The sequence below is a fragment of the Pseudomonas sp. RT4P38 genome (genome assembly GCF_054897765.1).
Window position 1 is genome coordinate 215,152 of record NZ_CM142703.1, and the last position, 19,649, is coordinate 234,800.

19 protein-coding genes are annotated in these 19,649 nt (G+C 59.7%); 9 read left to right on the forward strand and 10 right to left on the reverse strand.

Annotation, left to right across the window (positions count from 1 at the left end; genetic code table 11):
- Nucleotides 1–5 precede the first annotated feature (5 nt).
- A complete protein-coding gene (gene gyrB / locus ACYZT7_RS00965) occupies nt 6–2,423 on the forward strand; it encodes a DNA topoisomerase (ATP-hydrolyzing) subunit B (RefSeq protein WP_282379763.1) in 2,418 nt (805 codons plus the stop codon).
- A 263-nt stretch (nt 2,424–2,686) separates the two neighbouring features.
- Here gyrB and ACYZT7_RS00970 read toward each other — a convergent pair whose 3' ends face one another.
- The 4 genes from ACYZT7_RS00970 to glyQ form a co-directional block, all read right to left on the reverse strand.
- Nucleotides 2,687–3,466 carry a lysophospholipid acyltransferase family protein gene (locus ACYZT7_RS00970; RefSeq protein WP_462039593.1) on the reverse strand — a complete coding sequence of 260 codons (780 nt, stop codon included), beginning with the start codon at nt 3,464–3,466 and terminating at the stop codon, nt 2,687–2,689.
- Between the two features lie 82 nt (nt 3,467–3,548).
- Nucleotides 3,549–4,088 carry a D-glycero-beta-D-manno-heptose 1,7-bisphosphate 7-phosphatase gene (gene gmhB / locus ACYZT7_RS00975; RefSeq protein WP_462039594.1) on the reverse strand — a complete coding sequence of 180 codons (540 nt, stop codon included), beginning with the start codon at nt 4,086–4,088 and terminating at the stop codon, nt 3,549–3,551.
- A 4-nt stretch (nt 4,089–4,092) separates the two neighbouring features.
- Nucleotides 4,093–6,147 carry a glycine--tRNA ligase subunit beta gene (gene glyS / locus ACYZT7_RS00980; protein WP_462039595.1) on the reverse strand — a complete coding sequence of 685 codons (2,055 nt, stop codon included), beginning with the start codon at nt 6,145–6,147 and terminating at the stop codon, nt 4,093–4,095.
- Nucleotides 6,144–7,097, reverse strand: a complete 954-nt coding sequence (glyQ, locus tag ACYZT7_RS00985; protein ID WP_008155694.1) for a glycine--tRNA ligase subunit alpha — start codon at nt 7,095–7,097, stop codon at nt 6,144–6,146. The genes glyS and glyQ overlap by 4 nt, the downstream gene beginning before the upstream one ends.
- A gap of 81 nt (nt 7,098–7,178) precedes the next feature.
- Between glyQ and tag the strand changes: the two genes are divergently transcribed.
- The 3 genes from tag to ACYZT7_RS01000 all read left to right on the forward strand — a co-directional run bounded on the left by tag (nt 7,179) and on the right by ACYZT7_RS01000 (nt 8,976).
- Nucleotides 7,179–7,736, forward strand: coding sequence for a DNA-3-methyladenine glycosylase I (tag, locus tag ACYZT7_RS00990; protein ID WP_462039596.1), 558 nt, complete (start codon nt 7,179–7,181; stop codon nt 7,734–7,736).
- A gap of 40 nt (nt 7,737–7,776) precedes the next feature.
- Nucleotides 7,777–8,664 (forward strand): lysophospholipid acyltransferase, encoded by an 888-nt coding sequence (locus tag ACYZT7_RS00995; RefSeq protein ID WP_462039597.1) that lies wholly within the window; start codon nt 7,777–7,779, stop codon nt 8,662–8,664.
- A gap of 72 nt (nt 8,665–8,736) precedes the next feature.
- Nucleotides 8,737–8,976 (forward strand): PilZ domain-containing protein, encoded by a 240-nt coding sequence (locus ACYZT7_RS01000; protein ID WP_046056616.1) that lies wholly within the window; start codon nt 8,737–8,739, stop codon nt 8,974–8,976.
- Here the strand turns inward: ACYZT7_RS01000 and ACYZT7_RS01005 are convergent, their stop codons facing one another.
- The 5 genes from ACYZT7_RS01005 to def form a co-directional block, all read right to left on the reverse strand.
- A complete protein-coding gene (locus ACYZT7_RS01005; RefSeq protein WP_462039598.1) occupies nt 8,977–9,291 on the reverse strand; it encodes a tetratricopeptide repeat protein in 315 nt (104 codons plus the stop codon).
- 134 nt (nt 9,292–9,425) lie between these two features.
- Nucleotides 9,426–10,799 carry a Trk system potassium transporter TrkA gene (gene trkA, locus ACYZT7_RS01010; protein ID WP_140675886.1) on the reverse strand — a complete coding sequence of 458 codons (1,374 nt, stop codon included), beginning with the start codon at nt 10,797–10,799 and terminating at the stop codon, nt 9,426–9,428.
- A 22-nt stretch (nt 10,800–10,821) separates the two neighbouring features.
- On the reverse strand, nt 10,822–12,132 hold the full coding sequence (gene rsmB, locus ACYZT7_RS01015; RefSeq protein ID WP_462039599.1) for a 16S rRNA (cytosine(967)-C(5))-methyltransferase RsmB: 1,311 nt from the start codon (nt 12,130–12,132) through the stop codon (nt 10,822–10,824).
- Complete coding sequence (fmt, locus tag ACYZT7_RS01020) at nt 12,129–13,088, reverse strand: methionyl-tRNA formyltransferase (protein WP_462039600.1); 960 nt, start codon at nt 13,086–13,088, stop codon at nt 12,129–12,131. Before fmt ends, rsmB begins: the two co-directional genes overlap by 4 nt.
- Nucleotides 13,089–13,145: 57 nt before the next feature.
- Nucleotides 13,146–13,652: a peptide deformylase gene (gene def, locus ACYZT7_RS01025; RefSeq protein ID WP_149628585.1), complete on the reverse strand. Its 507-nt coding sequence runs from the start codon at nt 13,650–13,652 to the stop codon at nt 13,146–13,148.
- Nucleotides 13,653–13,822: 170 nt separating this feature from the next.
- Here def and ACYZT7_RS01030 point away from each other — a divergent pair, with 170 nt between their 5' ends.
- The 3 genes from ACYZT7_RS01030 to ACYZT7_RS01040 all read left to right on the forward strand — a co-directional run bounded on the left by ACYZT7_RS01030 (nt 13,823) and on the right by ACYZT7_RS01040 (nt 16,641).
- A complete protein-coding gene (locus tag ACYZT7_RS01030; protein ID WP_462039601.1) occupies nt 13,823–14,848 on the forward strand; it encodes a LysM peptidoglycan-binding domain-containing protein in 1,026 nt (341 codons plus the stop codon).
- 80 nt (nt 14,849–14,928) lie between these two features.
- Nucleotides 14,929–16,029 carry a DNA-processing protein DprA gene (gene dprA, locus ACYZT7_RS01035; protein ID WP_462039602.1) on the forward strand — a complete coding sequence of 367 codons (1,101 nt, stop codon included), beginning with the start codon at nt 14,929–14,931 and terminating at the stop codon, nt 16,027–16,029.
- Between the two features lie 54 nt (nt 16,030–16,083).
- Complete coding sequence (locus ACYZT7_RS01040; RefSeq protein ID WP_462039603.1) at nt 16,084–16,641, forward strand: L-threonylcarbamoyladenylate synthase; 558 nt, start codon at nt 16,084–16,086, stop codon at nt 16,639–16,641.
- Between the two features lie 99 nt (nt 16,642–16,740).
- Here the strand turns inward: ACYZT7_RS01040 and ACYZT7_RS01045 are convergent, their stop codons facing one another.
- Nucleotides 16,741–17,718: an NADPH:quinone reductase gene (locus tag ACYZT7_RS01045; RefSeq protein WP_462039604.1), complete on the reverse strand. Its 978-nt coding sequence runs from the start codon at nt 17,716–17,718 to the stop codon at nt 16,741–16,743.
- 171 nt (nt 17,719–17,889) lie between these two features.
- Between ACYZT7_RS01045 and hemF the strand changes: the two genes are divergently transcribed.
- Together hemF and aroE are read left to right on the forward strand one after the other, a co-directional pair.
- The gene (hemF, locus tag ACYZT7_RS01050) at nt 17,890–18,804 is read left to right on the forward strand and encodes an oxygen-dependent coproporphyrinogen oxidase (protein ID WP_462039605.1); all 915 of its coding nucleotides are present in this window, start codon (nt 17,890–17,892) and stop codon (nt 18,802–18,804) included.
- A gap of 13 nt (nt 18,805–18,817) precedes the next feature.
- Nucleotides 18,818–19,639, forward strand: coding sequence for a shikimate dehydrogenase (aroE, locus tag ACYZT7_RS01055; protein ID WP_462039606.1), 822 nt, complete (start codon nt 18,818–18,820; stop codon nt 19,637–19,639).
- The last annotated feature ends 10 nt before the right edge of the window (nt 19,640–19,649 follow it).

Genomic DNA, 19,649 nt, shown 5'->3' on the forward strand with positions numbered 1-19,649 from the left:
AGGCATTGAGCGAAGAAAATACGTACGACTCAACGAGCATTAAAGTGCTGAAAGGCCTGGATGCCGTACGCAAACGTCCCGGTATGTACATTGGTGACACCGACGATGGCAGCGGTCTGCACCACATGGTGTTCGAAGTGGTCGATAACTCGATCGACGAAGCTCTCGCCGGCCACTGCGACGACATCAGCATCATCATCCACCCGGACGAATCCATCACCGTTCGAGATAACGGTCGTGGCATTCCGGTAGATGTGCACAAAGAGGAAGGCGTTTCGGCAGCCGAGGTCATCATGACCGTGCTGCACGCCGGCGGTAAGTTCGATGACAACTCCTACAAAGTATCCGGCGGCCTGCACGGTGTAGGTGTGTCGGTGGTGAACGCGCTGTCCGAAGAACTAGTCCTGACCGTTCGCCGCAGCGGCAAGATCTGGGAACAGACCTACATTCACGGTGTTCCACAAGAACCGATGAAAATCGTCGGTGAAAGCGAAACCACCGGCACCCAGATTCACTTCAAACCGTCCGATCTGACCTTCAAGAACATCCACTTTAGCTGGGACATCTTGGCCAAGCGGATTCGTGAACTGTCCTTCCTCAACTCCGGTGTCGGTATCGTCCTCAAGGATGAACGCAGCGGCAAGGAAGAGCTGTTCAAGTACGAAGGCGGTCTGCGTGCGTTCGTTGAATACCTGAACACCAACAAGACGCCGGTCAACCAGGTGTTCCACTTCAACGTCCAGCGTGAAGACGGCATCGGCGTGGAAATCGCCCTGCAGTGGAACGACAGCTTCAACGAGAACCTGTTGTGCTTCACCAACAACATTCCGCAGCGCGATGGCGGTACTCACCTGGTGGGTTTCCGTTCCGCACTGACGCGTAACCTGAACACCTACATCGAAGCTGAAGGTCTGGCGAAGAAACACAAAGTCGCGACCACCGGTGACGATGCCCGTGAAGGCCTGACCGCGATCATTTCGGTAAAAGTGCCGGATCCGAAGTTCAGCTCCCAGACCAAAGACAAGCTGGTTTCTTCCGAAGTGAAAACCGCGGTCGAACAGGAAATGGGCAAGTATTTCTCCGACTTCCTGTTGGAAAACCCGAACGAAGCCAAGCTGGTCGTCGGCAAGATGATCGATGCGGCTCGCGCTCGCGAAGCGGCGCGTAAAGCCCGTGAGATGACTCGTCGCAAAGGCGCGCTGGATATCGCCGGCCTGCCGGGCAAATTGGCTGACTGCCAGGAAAAAGACCCTGCCCTTTCCGAACTGTACCTCGTGGAAGGTGACTCTGCTGGCGGCTCCGCCAAGCAGGGACGTAACCGTAAAACCCAGGCTATCCTGCCGCTGAAAGGCAAGATCCTGAACGTCGAGAAGGCACGTTTCGACAAGATGATCTCTTCGCAAGAAGTGGGTACCTTGATCACCGCGCTTGGCTGCGGTATCGGCCGCGACGAGTACAACATCGCGAAGCTGCGTTACCACAACATCATCATCATGACCGATGCTGACGTCGACGGTTCGCACATCCGTACCCTGCTGCTGACCTTCTTCTTCCGTCAGTTGCCGGAGCTGATCGAACGCGGCTACATCTACATCGCTCAGCCACCGCTGTACAAGGTCAAGAAGGGCAAGCAAGAGCAATACATCAAAGACGACGACGCCATGGAAGAGTACATGACGCAGTCGGCCCTGGAAGATGCGAGCCTGCACCTGAACGAGGAAGCCCCGGGTATTTCCGGACCCGCCCTCGAGCGTCTGGTAAATGATTTCCGTCTGGTGATGAAGACCCTCAAGCGTCTGTCGCGCCTGTACCCACAGGAACTGACCGAACACTTCATCTACTTGCCGGCAGTGAGCATGGAGCAACTGTCCGATCACGCAGCGATGCAGGATTGGCTGGCCCAGTACGAAGTTCGCCTGCGCACCGTCGAGAAGTCTGGCCTGGTTTACAAAGCCAGCCTGCGTGAAGACCGTGAACGTAACGTCTGGCTGCCTGAGGTCGAACTGATCTCCCACGGCTTGTCGAACTACGTCACTTTCAACCGCGATTTCTTCGGCAGCAACGATTACAAGACTGTGGTTTCTCTGGGCGCTCAACTGAGCACCTTGCTGGACGACGGCGCGTACATCCAGCGTGGCGAGCGCAAGAAGCCGGTCACCGAGTTCAAGGAAGCCCTTGAATGGCTGATGACCGAAAGCACCAAGCGGCACACCATCCAGCGATACAAAGGTCTGGGTGAAATGAACCCGGATCAGCTGTGGGAAACCACCATGGACCCAAGCCAGCGCCGGATGCTCAAAGTGACCATTGAAGACGCCATTGGCGCAGACCAGATCTTCAACACCCTGATGGGTGATGCGGTCGAGCCTCGTCGTGACTTCATCGAAAGCAACGCCCTGGCGGTTTCTAACCTGGACTTCTGATCCAGCGGACCTGCCAGACGAAAAAGGCCAACACCAAGTGTTGGCCTTTTTTATCTCTTCAAAAAATGGTCGCAGAAGCGAAAACATCGCAAATCGCGCGCATAAAAAAACCGGCTATATCAGCCGGTTTTTTTGCGCCCGAAAAAAACTTATGCACCATTTACCGAAATTTATGAGCTTAAGAAATATGTATATAAATCATAAAGATATGATAAAAAAACGTTAGTTTTCGGTAAAACGGTACACAGGTTATCCACAGAATCTCAGACAGCCACTTGATCGGTAGCAGCCGGTGCTTGTGGGGCGGGAGGCAGCGAACCCATTTCACGCTGCATTTGCTCGTTCCAGGCCTGGACCCGATCATTCAACTCGGCAATGGCTCGCGGCCCGCTACCCTCGGCGTACATTGGCGCGCCGATGATTACGGTGATGACGCCGTGCTTCTTCGCCCAACCGGTTTTCGGCCAGAACTTGCCAGCATTGTGCGCAATCGGCAGCACCGGAAGCGCGGCGTTGACCGCCAAAGCGGTACCACCCCGAGAGAATTTTCCGATCGTCCCGTAAGGAATACGTGTCCCCTCTGGAAAAATCAGGACCCAGACGCCGTCTTTCAGCAGTTCATCGCCCTTCTTCGCCACATGCTTGAGCGCCGCTTTCGGGTTGTCGCGGTCGATGGCGATCGGTCGCAGCATGGCCATGGCCCAGCCAAAGAACGGAACGTAGAGCAATTCGCGCTTGAGCACCTGGCTCAACGGCTCGAAGTACGCCGAGAGAAAGAACGTCTCCCACGTGCTCTGGTGGTTCGACTGAATCACGCAGGGCTGGTCTGGCACGTTCTCGGCGCCCTTCACTTCGTAGCTGATACCGAGAAAGACTTTACTCAGCCACAGGGCGCAGCGGCACCAGTACACGTTAATGAAGCGATATCGGGCCTTGAACGGCAGAAAAGGCGCGATAAAAAAGCTCAGGCTGCACCAAAGCAAAGAGCTGGTGCCCAGCAGCAGGTAAAAGAGGAAGGATCTGATGGCCTGCAATATCGACATGGTGACGTTTACCGTGCGGGCTCTGCCCGTCTATATAAAGCGCACTCCCGATCAATCCTTGGTCAGGAATCTCGAAAACGCTCTAATTGTGGATAAGTTCTGCGGCAATCGCCGCTAGATCGTCAAAAATCAAGGTGCCCGCCGGTAGGGTTTTTCCCAAAGTCTTTTCGCCTTTCCCGGTCTTAACTAAAACTGGCTGAGAATCGACGGCTTTGGCGGCTTCCAGGTCACCGAGACTGTCGCCGACGAACCATAGATTCGTCAGCGATACGTTGTAATGAGCGGCGATGGTTTTCAACATCCCGGGTTTTGGTTTGCGGCAATCGCAGCCTTCATCCGGCCCGTGCGGGCAATGGACGATCAACCCGACCTCTCCGCCCAGCTCCGCCACCAACGAGCGCAAGCGTTCGTGCATGGCGTCCAGGGTGGCGATGTCGTAATAGCCGCGAGCGATGCCTGACTGGTTGGTAGCCACCGCTACCGTCCAGCCGGCCTTGCTCAACTGCGCGATGGCTTCGATCGCACCGGGGAGCGGAATCCACTCCTCCACCGACTTGATGTAAGCGTCGGAGTCGTAATTGATCACCCCGTCCCGATCGAGAATCAGCAGTTTCAACAGCAACCCCTCAGCCCAGCAACGAGATGTCAGCGACGCCGAGGAACAGCCCACGCAGGCGCGCCAGCAGTGCATAACGGTTGGCGCGGACCTTGGCATCTTCCGCGTTGACCATCACGGCTTCGAAGAACGCATCCACTGGCTCGCGCAAGGCAGCCAGACGTGCCAGCGATTCGCTGTACTGACGCGCCGCCGCCATCGGCTGGACAGCCTGGTCAGCCTGCTGGATCGCCGAGTACAGGGAAAACTCGTTGGCGTTGTCGAAGTACTTGGCTTCCACGACCGAAGGAACAGAGCCTTCGACCTTGCTCAGCAAGTTCGAAACGCGCTTGTTCACGGCGGCCAGGGCAGCAGCTTCCGGCAATTTGCGGAACGCCTCTACCGCTTGTACGCGCTGATCGAAGTCCAGTGCCGAACCCGGCTTCAGGGCACGCACCGACAGGTAAGTCCCGACATCCACACCTTCGTCTTCGTAACGGGCACGCAGACGGTCGAAGATGAATTCCAGCACCGAATCATTCAGACCAGCAGCCTTGACCTTGGTACCGAACGCATTCACGGCAAACGCCACGGCGTCGTTCAGGTCGAGGTCGAGCTTCTTGTCGATCAGGATCCGCAACACGCCCAGCGCAGCACGGCGCAAGGCGTACGGGTCTTTGCTACCGGTCGGCAGCATGCCGATACCAAAGATGCCGACCAGGGTGTCGAGCTTGTCCGCGATGGCCACGGCCGCACCGGTCAGGGTGGTCGGCAGTTCAGCGCCGGCACCGCGCGGCATGTACTGCTCGTTCAGCGCCAGTGCAACTTCTTCCGGCTCGCCGTCGTTGAGGGCGTAGTAGTAACCGGCGACACCTTGCATCTCCGGGAACTCACCGACCATCTCGGTCGCCAGGTCGCACTTGGACAGCAGGCCGGCACGGGAAGCCCATGCGGCGTTACCGCCAATGCGTTGAGCAATAAGCGCAGCGAGTTTTGAAACGCGCTCGGCCTTGTCGTAGACGCTGCCGAGTTTTTCCTGGAACACCACGTTCTGCAGGCGCAGGTTGAAGTCTTCGAGTTTCTGCTTCTTGTCTTGCTTGAAGAAGAACTCGGCGTCGGTCAGGCGTGGACGAACCACTTTCTCGTTACCGGCGATGATCTGCTGCGGGTCTTTGCTTTCGATGTTGGCCACGGTGATGAAACGTGGCAGCAACTTGCCGTCGGCATCCAGCAGGCAGAAATACTTCTGGTTGTCCTGCATGGTGGTGATCAAGGCTTCTTGTGGTACGTCGAGGAAACGCTCTTCGAACGAGCACACCAGCGGCACCGGCCATTCAACCAGCGCGGTCACTTCGTCGAGCAGGGCTGGCGGAACGATAGCCGTCCCTTCCTGTATCGTCGCCAGCTCTTCGACGCGCTTGCTGATCAGCTCGCGACGCTCGTTGGCATCGGCCAATACGTAAGCGGCACGCAGGTCGGTCAAGTAGTTGGCCGGCGAGGTGATGCGCACGCTTTGCGGGTGATGGAAGCGGTGACCACGGGAATCGCGGCCGGACTTCTGGGCAAGGATCGTGCAATCGATGACTTGGTCACCGAGCAGCATCACCAGCCATTGAGTCGGGCGAACGAACTCTTCCTTGCGAGCACCCCAGCGCATGCGCTTGGGGATCGGCAGGTCGTTGAGGGAATCTTCGACGATGGTCGGCAGCAGGCTCGCGGTCGGTTTGCCGGCGATGCTTTGGCTGTAGCGCAGTTTCGCGCCGCTCTGATCGATTTCGCTCAGGTCGACGCCGCACTTCTTGGCGAAGCCCAATGCCGCTTGAGTCGGATTGCCTTCGGCATCGAACGCGGCCTGACGTGGCGGGCCATCGAGGTTGATGCTGCGATCCGGCTGCTGAGTTGCCAGCGAAGTGATCAACACAGCCAGGCGACGTGGCGCGGCGTAGACGGTTTTGGTCTCGTAGTTCAGGCCTGCGGCTTGCAGGCCCTTGTCGATACCGGCCAGGAACGCGTCGGCCAGGGTGTTCAGGGCTTTGGGTGGCAGTTCTTCGGTGCCCAGTTCAACCAGAAAATCTTGAGCACTCATTGTGCAGCCTCCAGCTTAGCCAACACTTCATCACGCAGGTCCGGGGTCGCCATCGGGAAGCCCAGCTTGGCGCGAGCCAGCAGGTAGGCTTGCGCAACGGAACGCGCCAGAGTGCGGACACGCAGAATGTATTGCTGACGCGCGGTCACCGAGATCGCCCGGCGAGCATCCAGCAGGTTGAAGGTATGAGACGCCTTCAACACCATTTCGTAGCTCGGCAACGGCAGCGGCTGGTCGAGTTCGATCAGGCGCTTGGCTTCGCTTTCGTAGAAATCGAACAGTTCGAACAGCTTCTCGACGTTGGCGTGTTCGAAGTTGTAGGTCGATTGCTCGACTTCGTTCTGGTGGAACACGTCGCCGTAAGTCACTTTGCCCATCGGGCCGTCAGCCCAGACGAGGTCGTAGACCGAGTCCACGCCTTGCAGGTACATGGCCAGACGCTCGAGACCGTAAGTGATCTCGCCGGTCACCGGGTAGCACTCGATGCCGCCCGCTTGCTGGAAGTAAGTGAACTGCGTCACTTCCATGCCGTTGAGCCATACTTCCCAGCCCAGACCCCAGGCGCCGAGGGTCGGCGATTCCCAGTTGTCTTCAACGAAGCGAATGTCGTGGACCAGTGGGTCCAGACCGACATGCTTCAGGGAGCCCAGGTACAGTTCCTGGAAGTTGTCCGGGTTCGGCTTCAGGACTACCTGGAATTGGTAGTAGTGCTGCAGACGGTTCGGGTTTTCGCCGTAGCGGCCGTCAGTCGGGCGACGACTGGGCTGCACATAAGCGGCGTTCCAGGTTTCCGGGCCAATGGCGCGCAGAAACGTGGCAGTGTGGAAAGTCCCGGCGCCTACTTCCATATCGTAGGGCTGAAGTACCACACAACCTTGCTCGGCCCAGTATTGCTGGAGGGCGAGGATCAAGTCTTGGAAGGTACGCACGGCTGGCGTAGGCTGGCTCACGAAATTCACCTGTTTCTTGGGCTGCGATTTAAAGAGCGGGAGTATACCCGATTCGGTCCTGCGCACGCCCCCTGGAGCCTTATGCCACGCTGCTTTTGGTGTTCCGAAGATCCGCTGTACATGGCTTATCACGATCAGGAGTGGGGTACGCCGCTACGCGATGCGCAGGGATTGTTCGAGTTACTTTTGCTCGAAGGGTTCCAGGCCGGCCTTTCCTGGATCACCGTGCTGCGTAAACGTGAGCGTTATCGTGAGGTGCTGTTCGGCTTTGACGTACAGCGCGTGGCGCAAATGAGCGACGCCGAAATCGATGAATTGATGCTCGATCCGGGCATCATTCGCAATCGCCTCAAACTCAACGCGGCCCGGCGCAATGCCCAGGCATGGCTGGCGCTGGAGGACCCGGTTGGGTTTCTCTGGTCCTTCGTCGACGGCAAGCCTGTGATCAATCATTTCAAGGACCGCAGCGAAGTGCCGGCCGTGACGCCGACCGCCGTGGAGATGAGCAAAGGCCTGAAAAAGGCCGGCTTCACCTTCGTCGGCCCGACTATTTGCTACGCGCTGATGCAGGCCTCGGGCATGGTCATGGACCACACCCAGGATTGCGATCGCTACGCGACGCTGGCGAACGACGGTTAGAATAGCCGCCTCACGCACAGCACAAGATCAGGAGTGACCTGTGGATAAGTTGAAAGGCGCCTTGCTGGTAGGCGCTCTGCGGCTGTTTGCCCTGCTCCCGTGGCGGGCAGTGCAGGCAGTGGGCTCGGCCATCGGCTGGGTAATGTGGAGAACCCCCAACCGTTCCCGCGATGTGGTGCGGATCAATCTCGCCAAGTGCTTTCCGGAGATGGACCTGGCTGAACGGGAGCGTCTGGTCGGCCAGTGTCTGAAAGACATCGGCAAGTCCCTGACCGAAAGCGCCTGCGCCTGGATCTGGCCGGCCCAGCGCTCCATCGACCTGGTGCGTGAAGTCGAAGGGCTCGACGTGTTGAAGGACGCCCTCGCATCCGGCAAAGGTGTCGTCGGTATCACCAGCCACCTGGGCAACTGGGAAGTGTTGAACCACTTCTATTGCAGCCAGTGCAAACCGATCATTTTCTATCGTCCGCCGAAGTTGAAGGCGGTGGATGAATTGCTGCGCAAGCAGCGAGTACAACTGGGTAACAAGGTGGCCGCTTCCACCAAAGAAGGCATCCTCAGTGTCATCAAGGAAGTGCGCAAAGGTGGTGCAGTGGGCATTCCCGCTGACCCGGAACCGGCCGAATCCGCCGGGATCTTCGTGCCGTTCTTCGCCACACAGGCCCTGACCAGCAAGTTCGTACCGAACATGCTCGCTGGCGGCAAAGCGGTCGGCGTGTTCCTGCATGCGCTACGTCTACCGGACGGTTCGGGTTACAAAGTGATCCTCGAAGCCGCGCCAGAAGCCATGTACAGCACCGATACCGAGACGTCCTGCGCGGCCATGAGCCAGGTGGTCGAGCGCTATGTGCGGGCCTATCCGAGCCAGTACATGTGGAGCATGAAGCGCTTCAAGAAGCGTCCACCGGGTGAAGAACGCTGGTATTGAGTTGATTGGCATGATCTGTGGATAACTTTGGGTACAGGGTTATCCACAACCGTTCAATAAAGGGCGCAGAAGATGTCCGAACACCGCAAATCGTTTCGTATCAAGATCAGTCACCACAGCTTCGGCGAATGCCTTGGCCAGACGCGTAACCTTTCCACGACAGGCGTCTACGTCAAGCATCCGGGCCTGTCGACCTTGCCCAAGGGCGCGGTGGTGTACGGTCAGGTGCAGGACTTACCCACAGGCGCGCCGCGCGTGCGCATGGAAGTGGTGCTGGTGGATGCCGAGGGCATTGGCCTGCGATACCTCTGATCAGTGAGCCTGACGCTCGAGTTTCTTCAGAAACACCGTCATTTCCTTTTCTGCCTGCTTGTCGCCATGGGCGCGAGCGGCTTCCAGGCCCTGTTCCCACGCCCGACGTGCGGATGCGAAATCTTCCAGCCCCAGTTGGGCCTTGCCCAATAGCTTCCAGGCCGCCGAATACTTCGGATCAAATTCGACGCAACGCTTGAAATGTTCGGCGGCCTTGGCGTTTTCCCCAAGATCCAGATAGCCCTTGCCGAGGCCGAAGCGCAGCAATGAGTTATCCACACCCTTGGCGAGCATTTTTTCCAGGGATTCGAGCATCGTTGTGCCTCTCTGTTAGGTGATCGTTCCCACGCTCTGCGTGGGAATGCAGCCCGGGACGCTCCGCGTCCCATCCAAAGCCGAACGCGGAGCGTCCGTTGAGGCATTCCCACGCAGAGCGTGGGAACGATCAGTTAGAAGAAACTGAGCCCCACATGGAACAGCTTTTCCACATCCCGAATATGCTTTTTATCCACAAGGAACAGAATCACATGGTCACCCGCCGCGATTACCGTGTCGTCGTGGGCAATGATCACCTCTTCGTCGCGGATGATTGCGCCAATGGTGGTGCCCGGCGGCAAGCCAATGTTCTCAATGGACTTGCCGATGACCTTACTCGACTTCTCATCACCGTGGGCAATCGCCTCGATGGCTTCCGCCGCGCCCCGGCGCAATGAGTGCACGCTGACGATATCGCCGCGGCGCACGTGGGCCAGCAAGGTGCCGATGGTCGCCAGTTGCGGGCTGATGGCGATGTCGATGTCGCCGCCCTGAATCAGGTCGACGTAGGCCGGGTTGTTGATGATGGTCATCACCTTCTTCGCACCCAGACGCTTGGCCAGCAGCGACGACATGATGTTGGCTTCATCGTCGTTGGTCAGGGCCAGGAAAAGGTCAGCGTCGGCGATGTTCTCTTCCAGCAGCAGATCCCGATCTGAAGCGCTGCCCTGCAACACCACGGTGCTGTCGAGGGTGTCCGAGAGATGACGGCAGCGCGCCGGGTTCATCTCGATGATCTTCACCTGGTAACGGCTTTCGATGGCCTCGGCCAGACGCTCACCGATCTGTCCGCCACCGGCGATAACGATGCGCTTGTAGCTCTCATCGAGGCGGCGCATTTCGCTCATCACCGCGCGAATATTCGCCTTCGCCGCGATGAAAAAGACTTCGTCGTCCGCCTCGATCACCGTATCGCCCTGAGGCAGGATCGGCCGATCGCGACGGAAAATCGCCGCCACGCGGGTTTCGACATTTGGCATGTGCTCACGCAACTGACGCAGTTGCTGACCCACCAGCGGGCCGCCGTAGTACGCCTTGACCGCCACCAATTGCGCCTTGCCTTCGGCGAAGTCGATCACCTGCAAGGCGCCCGGATGCTGGATCAGGCGCTTGATGTAGTTGGTGACCACTTGCTCCGGGCTGATCAGCACGTCCACCGGAATCGCTTCGTTGTCGAACAGCTCGGAGCGAGTCAGGTACGCGGCTTCGCGAACCCGGGCGATTTTGGTCGGGGTGTGAAACAGGGTGTGGGCAACCTGGCAGGCCACCATGTTGGTTTCGTCGCTGTTGGTTACCGCCACCAGCATGTCGGCGTCGTCCGCACCGGCCTGACGCAGCACGGTCGGCAGCGAGCCGCGGCCCTGCACGGTGCGGATGTCCAGCCGATCACCGAGGTCGCGCAGGCGTTCGCCGTCGGTGTCGACCACGGTGATGTCGTTGGCCTCGCTGGCCAAGTGTTCTGCCAGCGAACCGCCGACCTGCCCTGCGCCGAGGATGATGATTTTCATCCAGTCACTCCCTTAAAACCCATTAACCGCGCGCGGCGGCGATCTTGATCAGCTTGGCGTAGTAGAACCCGTCGTGGCCGCCTTCCTGGGCCAGCAATTGGCGACCGTGAGGTTGCTTGATACCGGCTTGAGTGGCGGGGTCCAGTTCACGGGCGCCCGGCGTGCGAGCGAGGAAGGCTTCGATCACTTCGGTGTTCTCGGTCGGCAGCGTGGAGCAGGTGGCGTAAAGCAGGATGCCGCCGACCTCCAAAGTTATCCACATGGCATCGAGCAATTCGCCCTGGAGAACCGCGAGTGCGGCGATGTCGTCCGGTTGGCGGGTCAGCTTGATGTCGGGATGACGACGGATGACGCCAGTCGCCGAGCACGGCGCGTCCAGCAGAATGCGTTGGAACGGTTTGCCGTCCCACCAGGTGGCGGTGTCGCGGCCGTCGGCGGCGATCAGTTCGGCGCTCAGGCCCAGGCGTGCGAGGTTTTCCCGCACTCGCACCAGACGTTTGGCTTCCAGGTCCACTGCCACGACGCCGGCGAGTGCCGGCTCGGCTTCAAGAATGTGACAGGTCTTGCCGCCTGGTGCGCAGCAGGCGTCCAGCACCCGTTGGCCCGGCGCCAGGTCGAGCAGGTCGGCGGCCAGTTGCGCCGCTTCGTCCTGCACGCTGATCCAGCCTTCGGCGAAACCCGGCAGGCTGCGCACGTCGGTGGCGGCGTCGAGGATGATGCCGTCCTGGCTGTAAACGCACGGCGTGGCGGCGATGCCGGCTTCGGTCATCAACGCGAGATAAGCATCGCGGGTGTGATGGCGACGGTTGACCCGCAGAATCATCGGCGGATGCGCGTTGTTTGCCGCGCAAATGGCTTCCCACTGTTCAGGCCAGAACGCTTTAAGGGATTTTTGCAGCCAGCGTGGATGGGCGGTGCGCACCACCGGGTCGTGTTCCAGCTCGGCCAGTAGCGCTTCGCTTTCCCGCTGGGCGCGACGCAGCACGGCGTTGAGCAAAGCCTTGGCCCAAGGCTTTTTCAGCTTGTCGGCGCAACCCACGGTTTCACCGATGGCGGCATGGGCCGGAACCCGGGTGTAGAGCAGTTGATAGAGACCAACCAGCAACAGCGCTTCGACATCGGCGTCGGCTGCCTTGAACGGCTTCTGCAGCAATTTGGCCGCCAGCGCTGACAAACGCGGCTGCCAGCGAGCGGTGCCAAACGCCAGGTCCTGGGTGAAGCCGCGGTCGCGGTCTTCGACCTTGTCCATCTGTGTCGGCAGGGAACTATTGAGTGAGGCTTTTCCGTTAAGAACAGCAGCCAGTGCCTTGGCGGCGGCCAGACGTGGATTCATTGAGCGTCCGCCGCTTGACCGAGGACGGTGCCGACGGCGAATTTCTCACGACGGCTGTTGAACAAGTCGCTGAAGTTCAGCGCCTTGCCGCCCGGCAATTGCAGACGGGTCAGACACAGTGCCTGCTCACCGCAGGCGATGATCAAACCGTCCTTGCTGGCACTGAGGATTTCACCCGGTGCGCCCTGCCCTTCAGCCAGGTTGGCGGCCAGCACCTTCAATGCTTCGCCGTTCAGCGTGCTGTGGCAGATCGGCCAAGGATTGAAGGCACGAACGAGGCGTTCCAGCTCAACCGCCGGGCGACTCCAGTCGATGCGCGCTTCATCCTTGTTCAATTTGTGCGCGTAGGTGGCGAGGCTGTCGTCCTGCACGTCACCTTCCAGAGTGCCCGCAGCGAGGCCGGCAATCGCCTGTATCACAGCTGGCGGACCCATTTGCGCCAGACGGTCATGAAGGCTGCCGCCGGTGTCTTCACCGGTGATCGGCGTGGTGACCTTCAGCAGCATCGGCCCGGTGTCGAGGCCCAGTTCCATGCGCATCACGGTCACACCGCTTTCGCTGTCGCCCGCTTCAACGGCTCGCTGGATCGGCGCAGCACCGCGCCAGCGTGGCAGCAAGGAGGCGTGGCTGTTGATGCAGCCCAGGCGCGGAATATCCAGCACCACTTGCGGCAGGATCAGGCCGTAGGCGACCACCACCAGCAAGTCCGGCTTGAGCGCGGCCAGTTCAGCCTGAGCGTCTTCGTTGCGCAGGGTTGGCGGTTGCAACACAGGAATGTTGTTTTCCAGAGCCAACTGCTTGACCGGGCTTGGCATCAACTTTTGCCCGCGACCCGCCGGACGGTCCGGTTGGGTGTAGACCGCGACGATCTCATAAGGGCTGTCGAGCAGGGCCTTGAGGTGATCGGCGGCGAATTCCGGGGTGCCGGCAAAGACGATGCGCAGTGGCTCAGTCATGGGAGCAATCTCTGAAAAGAAAAAGGCTTGCCGCAGCAAGCCTTTGAAAGGAGGGCATCAAGCGTTCTGGCGATGGAGCTTTTCCAGTTTCTTCTTGATTCGGTCGCGTTTGAGACTGGACAGGTAGTCGACGAACAATTTGCCGTTCAGGTGGTCGCATTCATGCTGGATGCACACCGCGAGCAGGCCTTCGGCGATCAGTTCGTAAGGTTGGCCGTCGCGGTCCAGGGCCTTGATTTTGACCTTCTGCGGGCGATCGACGTTTTCGTAGAAACCCGGTACGGAGAGACAGCCTTCCTGGTACTGCTCCATCTCGTCGGTCAGGGTTTCGTACTCGGGGTTGATGAACACCCGCGGTTCGCTGCGGTCTTCGGAGAGGTCCATCACGACGATACGTTTGTGCACGTTGACCTGGGTCGCGGCGAGGCCGATGCCTGGCGCTTCATACATTGTTTCAAACATGTCATCGACCAACTGACGCACTTCGTCGTCCACTACGGCCACAGGTTTGGCGATAGTGCGCAGGCGCGAGTCGGGGAATTCGAGGATGTCTAAAATGGCCATAAGCTTAATTGCTGCACGTGTGAGGTAATGTCGGGTCGATGGCCTGGCGGGTCCGAAGATGCAGGCTACCGTTGTAAAACGTAGCTCCCTTCTTTGCAGTAGCAAGCCGGGAGCGAGCCACGAGGGCTCTGGCGTTTCACGCGAACGCACATAATAAAGGGATTCACCGCATGAGGAAATCACTACTCGCCTTGCTCCTTCTGGCCTCGGTCGGTTTGGTGCACGGGCAAGTGCAACTCAAGGAAGGTTTTCCACAGCAATACACCGTGGTATCGGGTGACACACTCTGGGACATATCGGGGAAATTCCTCCGTGAGCCGTGGAAATGGCCGGAGCTCTGGCAGGCCAATCCACAGATCGAAAACCCCAATCTCATCTACCCCGGCGACTCGCTTTCGCTGGTCTACGTCAATGGCCAGCCGCGCCTGACCCTCAACCGCGGCGCTTCTCGGGGCACCATCAAGCTTTCGCCACGCATCCGCAGCAGCCCGGTTGCCGATGCGATCCCGAGCATTCCGCTGCAGTCGATCAACAGCTTTCTGCTGAGCAATCGCATCGTCGACACGGTCGAGGACTTCGACAAGGCGCCTTATATCGTCGCCGGCGATGCCGAGCGCGTGCTCAGTGGCACCGGTGACCGAATCTTCGCTCGCGGCCATTTCGACCCGGCCCAGCCGGTTTACGGCATCTTCCGTCAGGGCAAGATCTACACCGACCCTGACAGTAAAGAGTTTTTGGGGATCAATGCCGATGACATCGGCAGTGGCGAGATCGTGGCCACCGAAGGCGACGTCGCCACCCTCGCGCTGCAACGCACTACTCAAGAGGTCCGCCTCGGCGACCGCTTGTTCAGCGGTGAAGAGCGATCGATCAACTCGACCTTCATGCCCAGTGCGCCAATAACCGAGATCAACGGGTTGATCATCGACGTGCCGCGCGGTGTCACGCAGATTGGCGCACTGGATGTGGTCACGCTAAACAAGGGCCGGCGCGATGGTCTCGCCGAAGGCAATGTGCTGGTGGTGATGAAAACCGGCGAGACCGTGCGTGATCGGATCACCGGTCAGCCACTGAAAATCCCGGATGAGCGCGCCGGTTTGCTGATGGTTTTTCGCACCTACGACAAGCTCAGCTACGGGCTGGTGCTCAACGCATCACGCTCCCTGGCGGTCCTGGACAAGGTGCGAAATCCGTAAGCAGGCTCCACAAGTTACCAACAGAGTTATCCACAGCTTATTCCCGTTTGAACGGGGCTCATAACGATCAAGGATGATCCATGTCACTGCCTGATTTTGCACCGGTTTCCCCTGCGGAACTGGAAGCTCGTTTACGTTTGCATCGCTTGCCGGAGCTCGGCCCTGCGCGGTTCAAGAAATTGCTTGAGGCGTTCGGCTCGGCCTCCAAGGCTATCAGCGCGCCCGCCAGTGCCTGGCGTTCGCTGGGTTTGCCCCTTGCTTGTGCGGAGGCCAGGCGCTCCACTGAAATCCGTGATGGTGCGGGTCACGCATTGGCCTGGTTAGAGCGTCCGGGCCAGCATTTACTGATGTGGGACCAACCTGACTACCCGGCGCTGCTGGCGGAAATCAGTGATGCGCCGCCGCTGTTATTCGTGGCGGGCGATCCGGGCATTCTGGAAAAACCGCAGCTCGCGATGGTCGGTAGTCGTCGCGCTTCGCGGCCGGGCATGGATACTGCCGCTGCCTTTTCCCGCAGTTTGGCGGGCGCCGGTTTTGTCATTACCAGCGGTTTGGCGCTGGGGATTGATGCCGCCGCGCATCAAGCCGCTTTGGACGTGGGCGGGCGAACGGTCGGTGTACTTGGCACGGGACTTGAAAAGTTTTATCCACAGCGCAATCGACGGCTGGCGGACGCCATGATCGACTCGGGCAGCGCGGTGATTTCGGAGTTCCCGCTGGACGCCGGTCCCAGCGCCAGCAACTTCCCCCGGCGCAATCGAATTATCAGCGGTTTATCCCTCGGCGTGCTGGTGGTCGAGGCGAGTGTCGCCAGCGGTTCGTTGATCACCGCGAGGCTGGCGGCGGAACAAGGGCGCGAGGTGTATGCGATTCCCGGGTCGATTCATCACCCGGGCGCAAAGGGTTGTCATCAACTGATCCGCGACGGTGCGGTGCTGGTGGAAACCATCGAGCATATCCTCGAAGCCTTGCGCGGCTGGCAGCAGTTGCCGTTATCCACAGCGACACCAGCGGTGACACATCCGTTGCTCATGCTGCTGCATGCCGCGCCTCACACCAGTGAAGCGTTGTCCGTCACCAGCGGCTGGGCCTTGCCCAAAGTGCTGGCAGCGCTGACGGAGCTGGAAATGGACGGCCGTGCGGTCTGCGAAAGCGGGCGCTGGTTTGCGCGGGTGAGCTAGGTTTTATAAGGAAGATCGGTAAACTGCGCAGAGCGTTATTCCGGAGAGTTTTTCATGGTCAACAGTTGGCGTGTGCAACAAGCCGCACAAGCCGTTCGCGCAGGGGCAGTGATTGCCTACCCAACCGAAGCGGTCTGGGGGCTGGGTTGCGATCCGTGGGACGAAGAGGCGGTGTATCGTCTGTTGGCGATCAAGGGTCGGTCTGTGGAAAAGGGCCTGATTCTGGTCGCCGACAATATCCGTCAGTTCGACTTCCTGTTCGAAGACTTCCCGGAACTGTGGATGGACCGCATGGCCAGCACTTGGCCGGGACCGAACACCTGGCTGGTGCCGCATCAGAATATGTTGCCCCAGTGGATTACCGGCGTGCATGAAACGGTGGCGTTGCGGGTCAGTGATCATCCGCAAGTGCGGGATTTGTGTGCGTTGGTCGGGCCGCTGGTATCGACCTCGGCCAATCCACAGGGCCGGCCGGCGGCGCGGACGCGGATTCGCGTGGAGCAGTATTTCCGTGGGCAGTTGGATTACGTGTTGGGCGGGAACCTGGGGGGGCGCAAGAATCCGAGTGTTATTCGGGATCTGGCGACCGGGCACGTTGTGCGCCCCGATTAAAACCGCGGCGCTGCCAATCGCGAGCAAGCTCGCTCCCACAGGGTATTTGTGATCGACACACAACCACTGTGGGAGCGAGCTTGCTCGCGATGGCGTCCGTCAAGGCAACAACACAGTCGAGCCCGTCGTACGCCGCGCCGACAATTCGGTCTGCGCCTTCGCCGCTTCAGCCAATGGATACTTCTGGCTGATGTCCACCTTCAGCTTCCCGCTGATGATCATCTCGAACAGTTCATCCGCCATACGTTGCAGGTTTTCAGCGTTGTTGGCGTAGGTCGCCAGGGTCGGGCGGGTCACGTACAGCGAACCCTTCGCCGAGAGAATCCCCAGGTTCACCCCGTCTACCGCACCGGACGCATTGCCGAAGCTCACCACCAGACCGCGAGGCGCCGTGCTATCGAGCGAGGTCAGCCAGGTGTCCTTGCCGACGCCGTCGTACACTACAGGGACTTTTTTGCCGTCAGTCAATTCCAGTACGCGTTGTGCGACATTTTCATGGCTGTAGTCGATGGTTGCCCAAGCGCCATTAGCTTTGGCCAAAGCGGCTTTTTCCGGCGAGCTGACCGTGCCGATCAACTTCACACCCAAGGCCTTGGCCCATTGGCAGGCCAGGGAGCCGACGCCACCCGCGGCAGCGTGAAACAGGATGGTTTCGCCACCCTTGAGTTCATACGTCTGACGCAGCAGGTACTGCACGGTCAGGCCCTTGAGCATCACCCCGGCGGCCTGTTCGAAGCTGATCGCGTCCGGCAGGTGCACCAGATTGGCCTCCGGCAAGACGTGAACGTCGCTGTAGGCGCCCAACGGACCGCTGCCGTAAGCCACGCGATCACCGACCTTGAACCGGGTGACTTCACTGCCCACCGCCTCGACCACGCCCGCACCTTCCGCGCCCACGCCCGACGGCAAGGCTGGCGGTGCATAGAGGCCACTGCGGTAATAGGTGTCGATGAAATTCAGGCCGATGGCCTTATTAGTCACGCGAACCTGCTGCGGGCCGGGCTCGGCGGGTTGGTAATCGACATACTCGAGCACTTCAGGGCCGCCATGGGCGCGGAACTGGATACGCTTAGCCATCTGCCTACTCCTTGGGTCTTAGCTACTAGAGTTGTAGCGCGAAGCGCCCTATCGAACTCCCATGCTTGATCTTCGTCAACTGCGACGGAGCAAGGTGCAGTGTTATCCTACGCAGCAATTTGCCGCCGGCCGTTAAGCGCCGCGTAGCTTTGCCCGATTCAAGGTGATGAAATGACGACCCGCACCGAGGCCGTAAAAGCCTACCTGCTCGACCTGCAAGACCGCATTTGCGCGGCCCTCGAAGCTGAAGACGGCGGCACGCGCTTCGTCGAAGACGCCTGGACCCGGCCTGCCGGCGGTGGCGGTCGCACCCGGGTGATCGAAAACGGTGCGGTCATCGAAAAGGGCGGCGTCAATTTTTCCCACGTCTTCGGCAGTGGTCTCCCACCGTCCGCCAGCGCCCACCGACCAGAACTGGCCGGCCGTGGCTTCGAAGCCTTGGGTGTGTCGCTAGTGATTCACCCGCACAACCCGTATGTGCCGACGTCCCACGCCAACGTGCGCTTTTTCATCGCTGAAAAAGAAGGCGAAGAACCGGTCTGGTGGTTCGGCGGTGGTTTTGACCTGACGCCTTATTACGGCAACGAAGAAGATTGTATGCACTGGCACCGTGTCGCCGAGCAGGCCTGCGCGCCGTTCGGTGCGGATGTTTACCCGCGCTACAAGGCCTGGTGCGACAGCTACTTCCACATCAAGCATCGCCACGAGCCACGCGGCATCGGCGGGCTGTTTTTCGATGACTTGAACGAGTGGGACTTCGACACGAGCTTCGCCTTCATGCGTGCCATCGGTGATGCGTTCATCGACGCCTACCTGCCGATCGTGCAGCGCCGCAAAAATGATGCGTTTACCGCGAAACAGCGTGAATTCCAGGAATTCCGCCGTGGGCGCTATGTCGAGTTCAATCTGGTCTACGACCGTGGCACGCTGTTCGGTCTGCAATCGGGCGGTCGTACCGAGTCGATCCTGATGTCCCTGCCACCGCAAGTACGCTGGGGCTACGACTGGAAAGTCGATCCGGGCAGCGAAGAGGCACGCCTGACCGAATACTTCCTGCAAGACCGTGATTGGTTGGCCAAGGCCTGAACGAGGAATTCTGATGGACCGTTACGTCGTATTCGGTAACCCGATTGGCCACAGCAAGTCGCCGCTGATTCACCGTCTGTTCGCCGAGCAGACGGCTCAAAAACTCGACTACAGCACGTTGCTGGCGCCCCTCGACGATTTTTCCACGTGCGCCCGGACGTTTTTCCTCGAAGGGCGCGGGGCGAATGTCACGGTACCGTTCAAGGAAGAGGCCTATCGTCTGGCGAACAGTCTGACGGCGCGGGCGCAACGCGCCGGTGCGGTGAACACCCTGAGCAAACTGGCCGATGGCAGCCTCCTGGGCGATAACACTGATGGCGCCGGTCTGGTGCGGGACCTGACGGTCAACGCCGGGTTCAGCCTCAAGGGCAAACGCATCCTGGTGCTCGGTGCCGGAGGCGCGGTGCGCGGTGCGCTGGAGCCGTTGCTGGCGGAGCAACCCGCCTCGGTGGTCATCGCCAACCGCACGGTGGAAAAAGCCGAGTTGCTGGCGGAATTGTTCGCGGACCTGGGACCGGTGTCGGCGAGTAGTTTCGATTGGTTGAAAGAGTCGGTGGACCTGATCATCAACGCGACGTCCGCCAGTCTGTCAGGCGAAGTACCGCCAATTGCCAGCAGTTTGATCGAGCCGGGCAAGACGGTGTGCTACGACATGATGTACGGCAAGGAGCCGACCTCGTTCTGCCGTTGGGCCAGTGAACATGGCGCGGCCGTGTCGATGGATGGCTTGGGGATGCTCGCTGAACAAGCGGCAGAAGCCTTCTTCCTGTGGCGCGGCGTGCGACCGGATACCGCACCGGTGCTGGCTGAACTCCGTCGCCAGTTGGCCATATAACCCCTGTAGA

Excerpts from the sequence above, each read along its gene's own strand:
- aroE (WP_462039606.1), top strand. The coding sequence starts at position 18,818 with ATGGACCGTTACGTCGTATTCGGTAACCCGATTGGCCACAGCAAGTCG.
- ACYZT7_RS01040 (WP_462039603.1), top strand. The coding sequence starts at position 16,084 with ATGGTCAACAGTTGGCGTGTGCAACAAGCCGCACAAGCCGTTCGCGCA.
- glyS (WP_462039595.1), bottom strand. The coding sequence starts at position 6,147 with ATGAGTGCTCAAGATTTTCTGGTTGAACTGGGCACCGAAGAACTGCCA.
- tag (WP_462039596.1), top strand. The coding sequence starts at position 7,179 with ATGCCACGCTGCTTTTGGTGTTCCGAAGATCCGCTGTACATGGCTTAT.
- ACYZT7_RS01045 (WP_462039604.1), bottom strand. The coding sequence starts at position 17,718 with ATGGCTAAGCGTATCCAGTTCCGCGCCCATGGCGGCCCTGAAGTGCTC.
- hemF (WP_462039605.1), top strand. The coding sequence starts at position 17,890 with ATGACGACCCGCACCGAGGCCGTAAAAGCCTACCTGCTCGACCTGCAA.
- trkA (WP_140675886.1), bottom strand. The coding sequence starts at position 10,799 with ATGAAAATCATCATCCTCGGCGCAGGGCAGGTCGGCGGTTCGCTGGCA.
- ACYZT7_RS01000 (WP_046056616.1), top strand. The coding sequence starts at position 8,737 with ATGTCCGAACACCGCAAATCGTTTCGTATCAAGATCAGTCACCACAGC.
- dprA (WP_462039602.1), top strand. The coding sequence starts at position 14,929 with ATGTCACTGCCTGATTTTGCACCGGTTTCCCCTGCGGAACTGGAAGCT.
- ACYZT7_RS00970 (WP_462039593.1), bottom strand. The coding sequence starts at position 3,466 with ATGTCGATATTGCAGGCCATCAGATCCTTCCTCTTTTACCTGCTGCTG.
- def (WP_149628585.1), bottom strand. The coding sequence starts at position 13,652 with ATGGCCATTTTAGACATCCTCGAATTCCCCGACTCGCGCCTGCGCACT.
- rsmB (WP_462039599.1), bottom strand. The coding sequence starts at position 12,132 with ATGAATCCACGTCTGGCCGCCGCCAAGGCACTGGCTGCTGTTCTTAAC.
- ACYZT7_RS01030 (WP_462039601.1), top strand. The coding sequence starts at position 13,823 with ATGAGGAAATCACTACTCGCCTTGCTCCTTCTGGCCTCGGTCGGTTTG.
- fmt (WP_462039600.1), bottom strand. The coding sequence starts at position 13,088 with ATGACTGAGCCACTGCGCATCGTCTTTGCCGGCACCCCGGAATTCGCC.
- ACYZT7_RS01005 (WP_462039598.1), bottom strand. The coding sequence starts at position 9,291 with ATGCTCGAATCCCTGGAAAAAATGCTCGCCAAGGGTGTGGATAACTCA.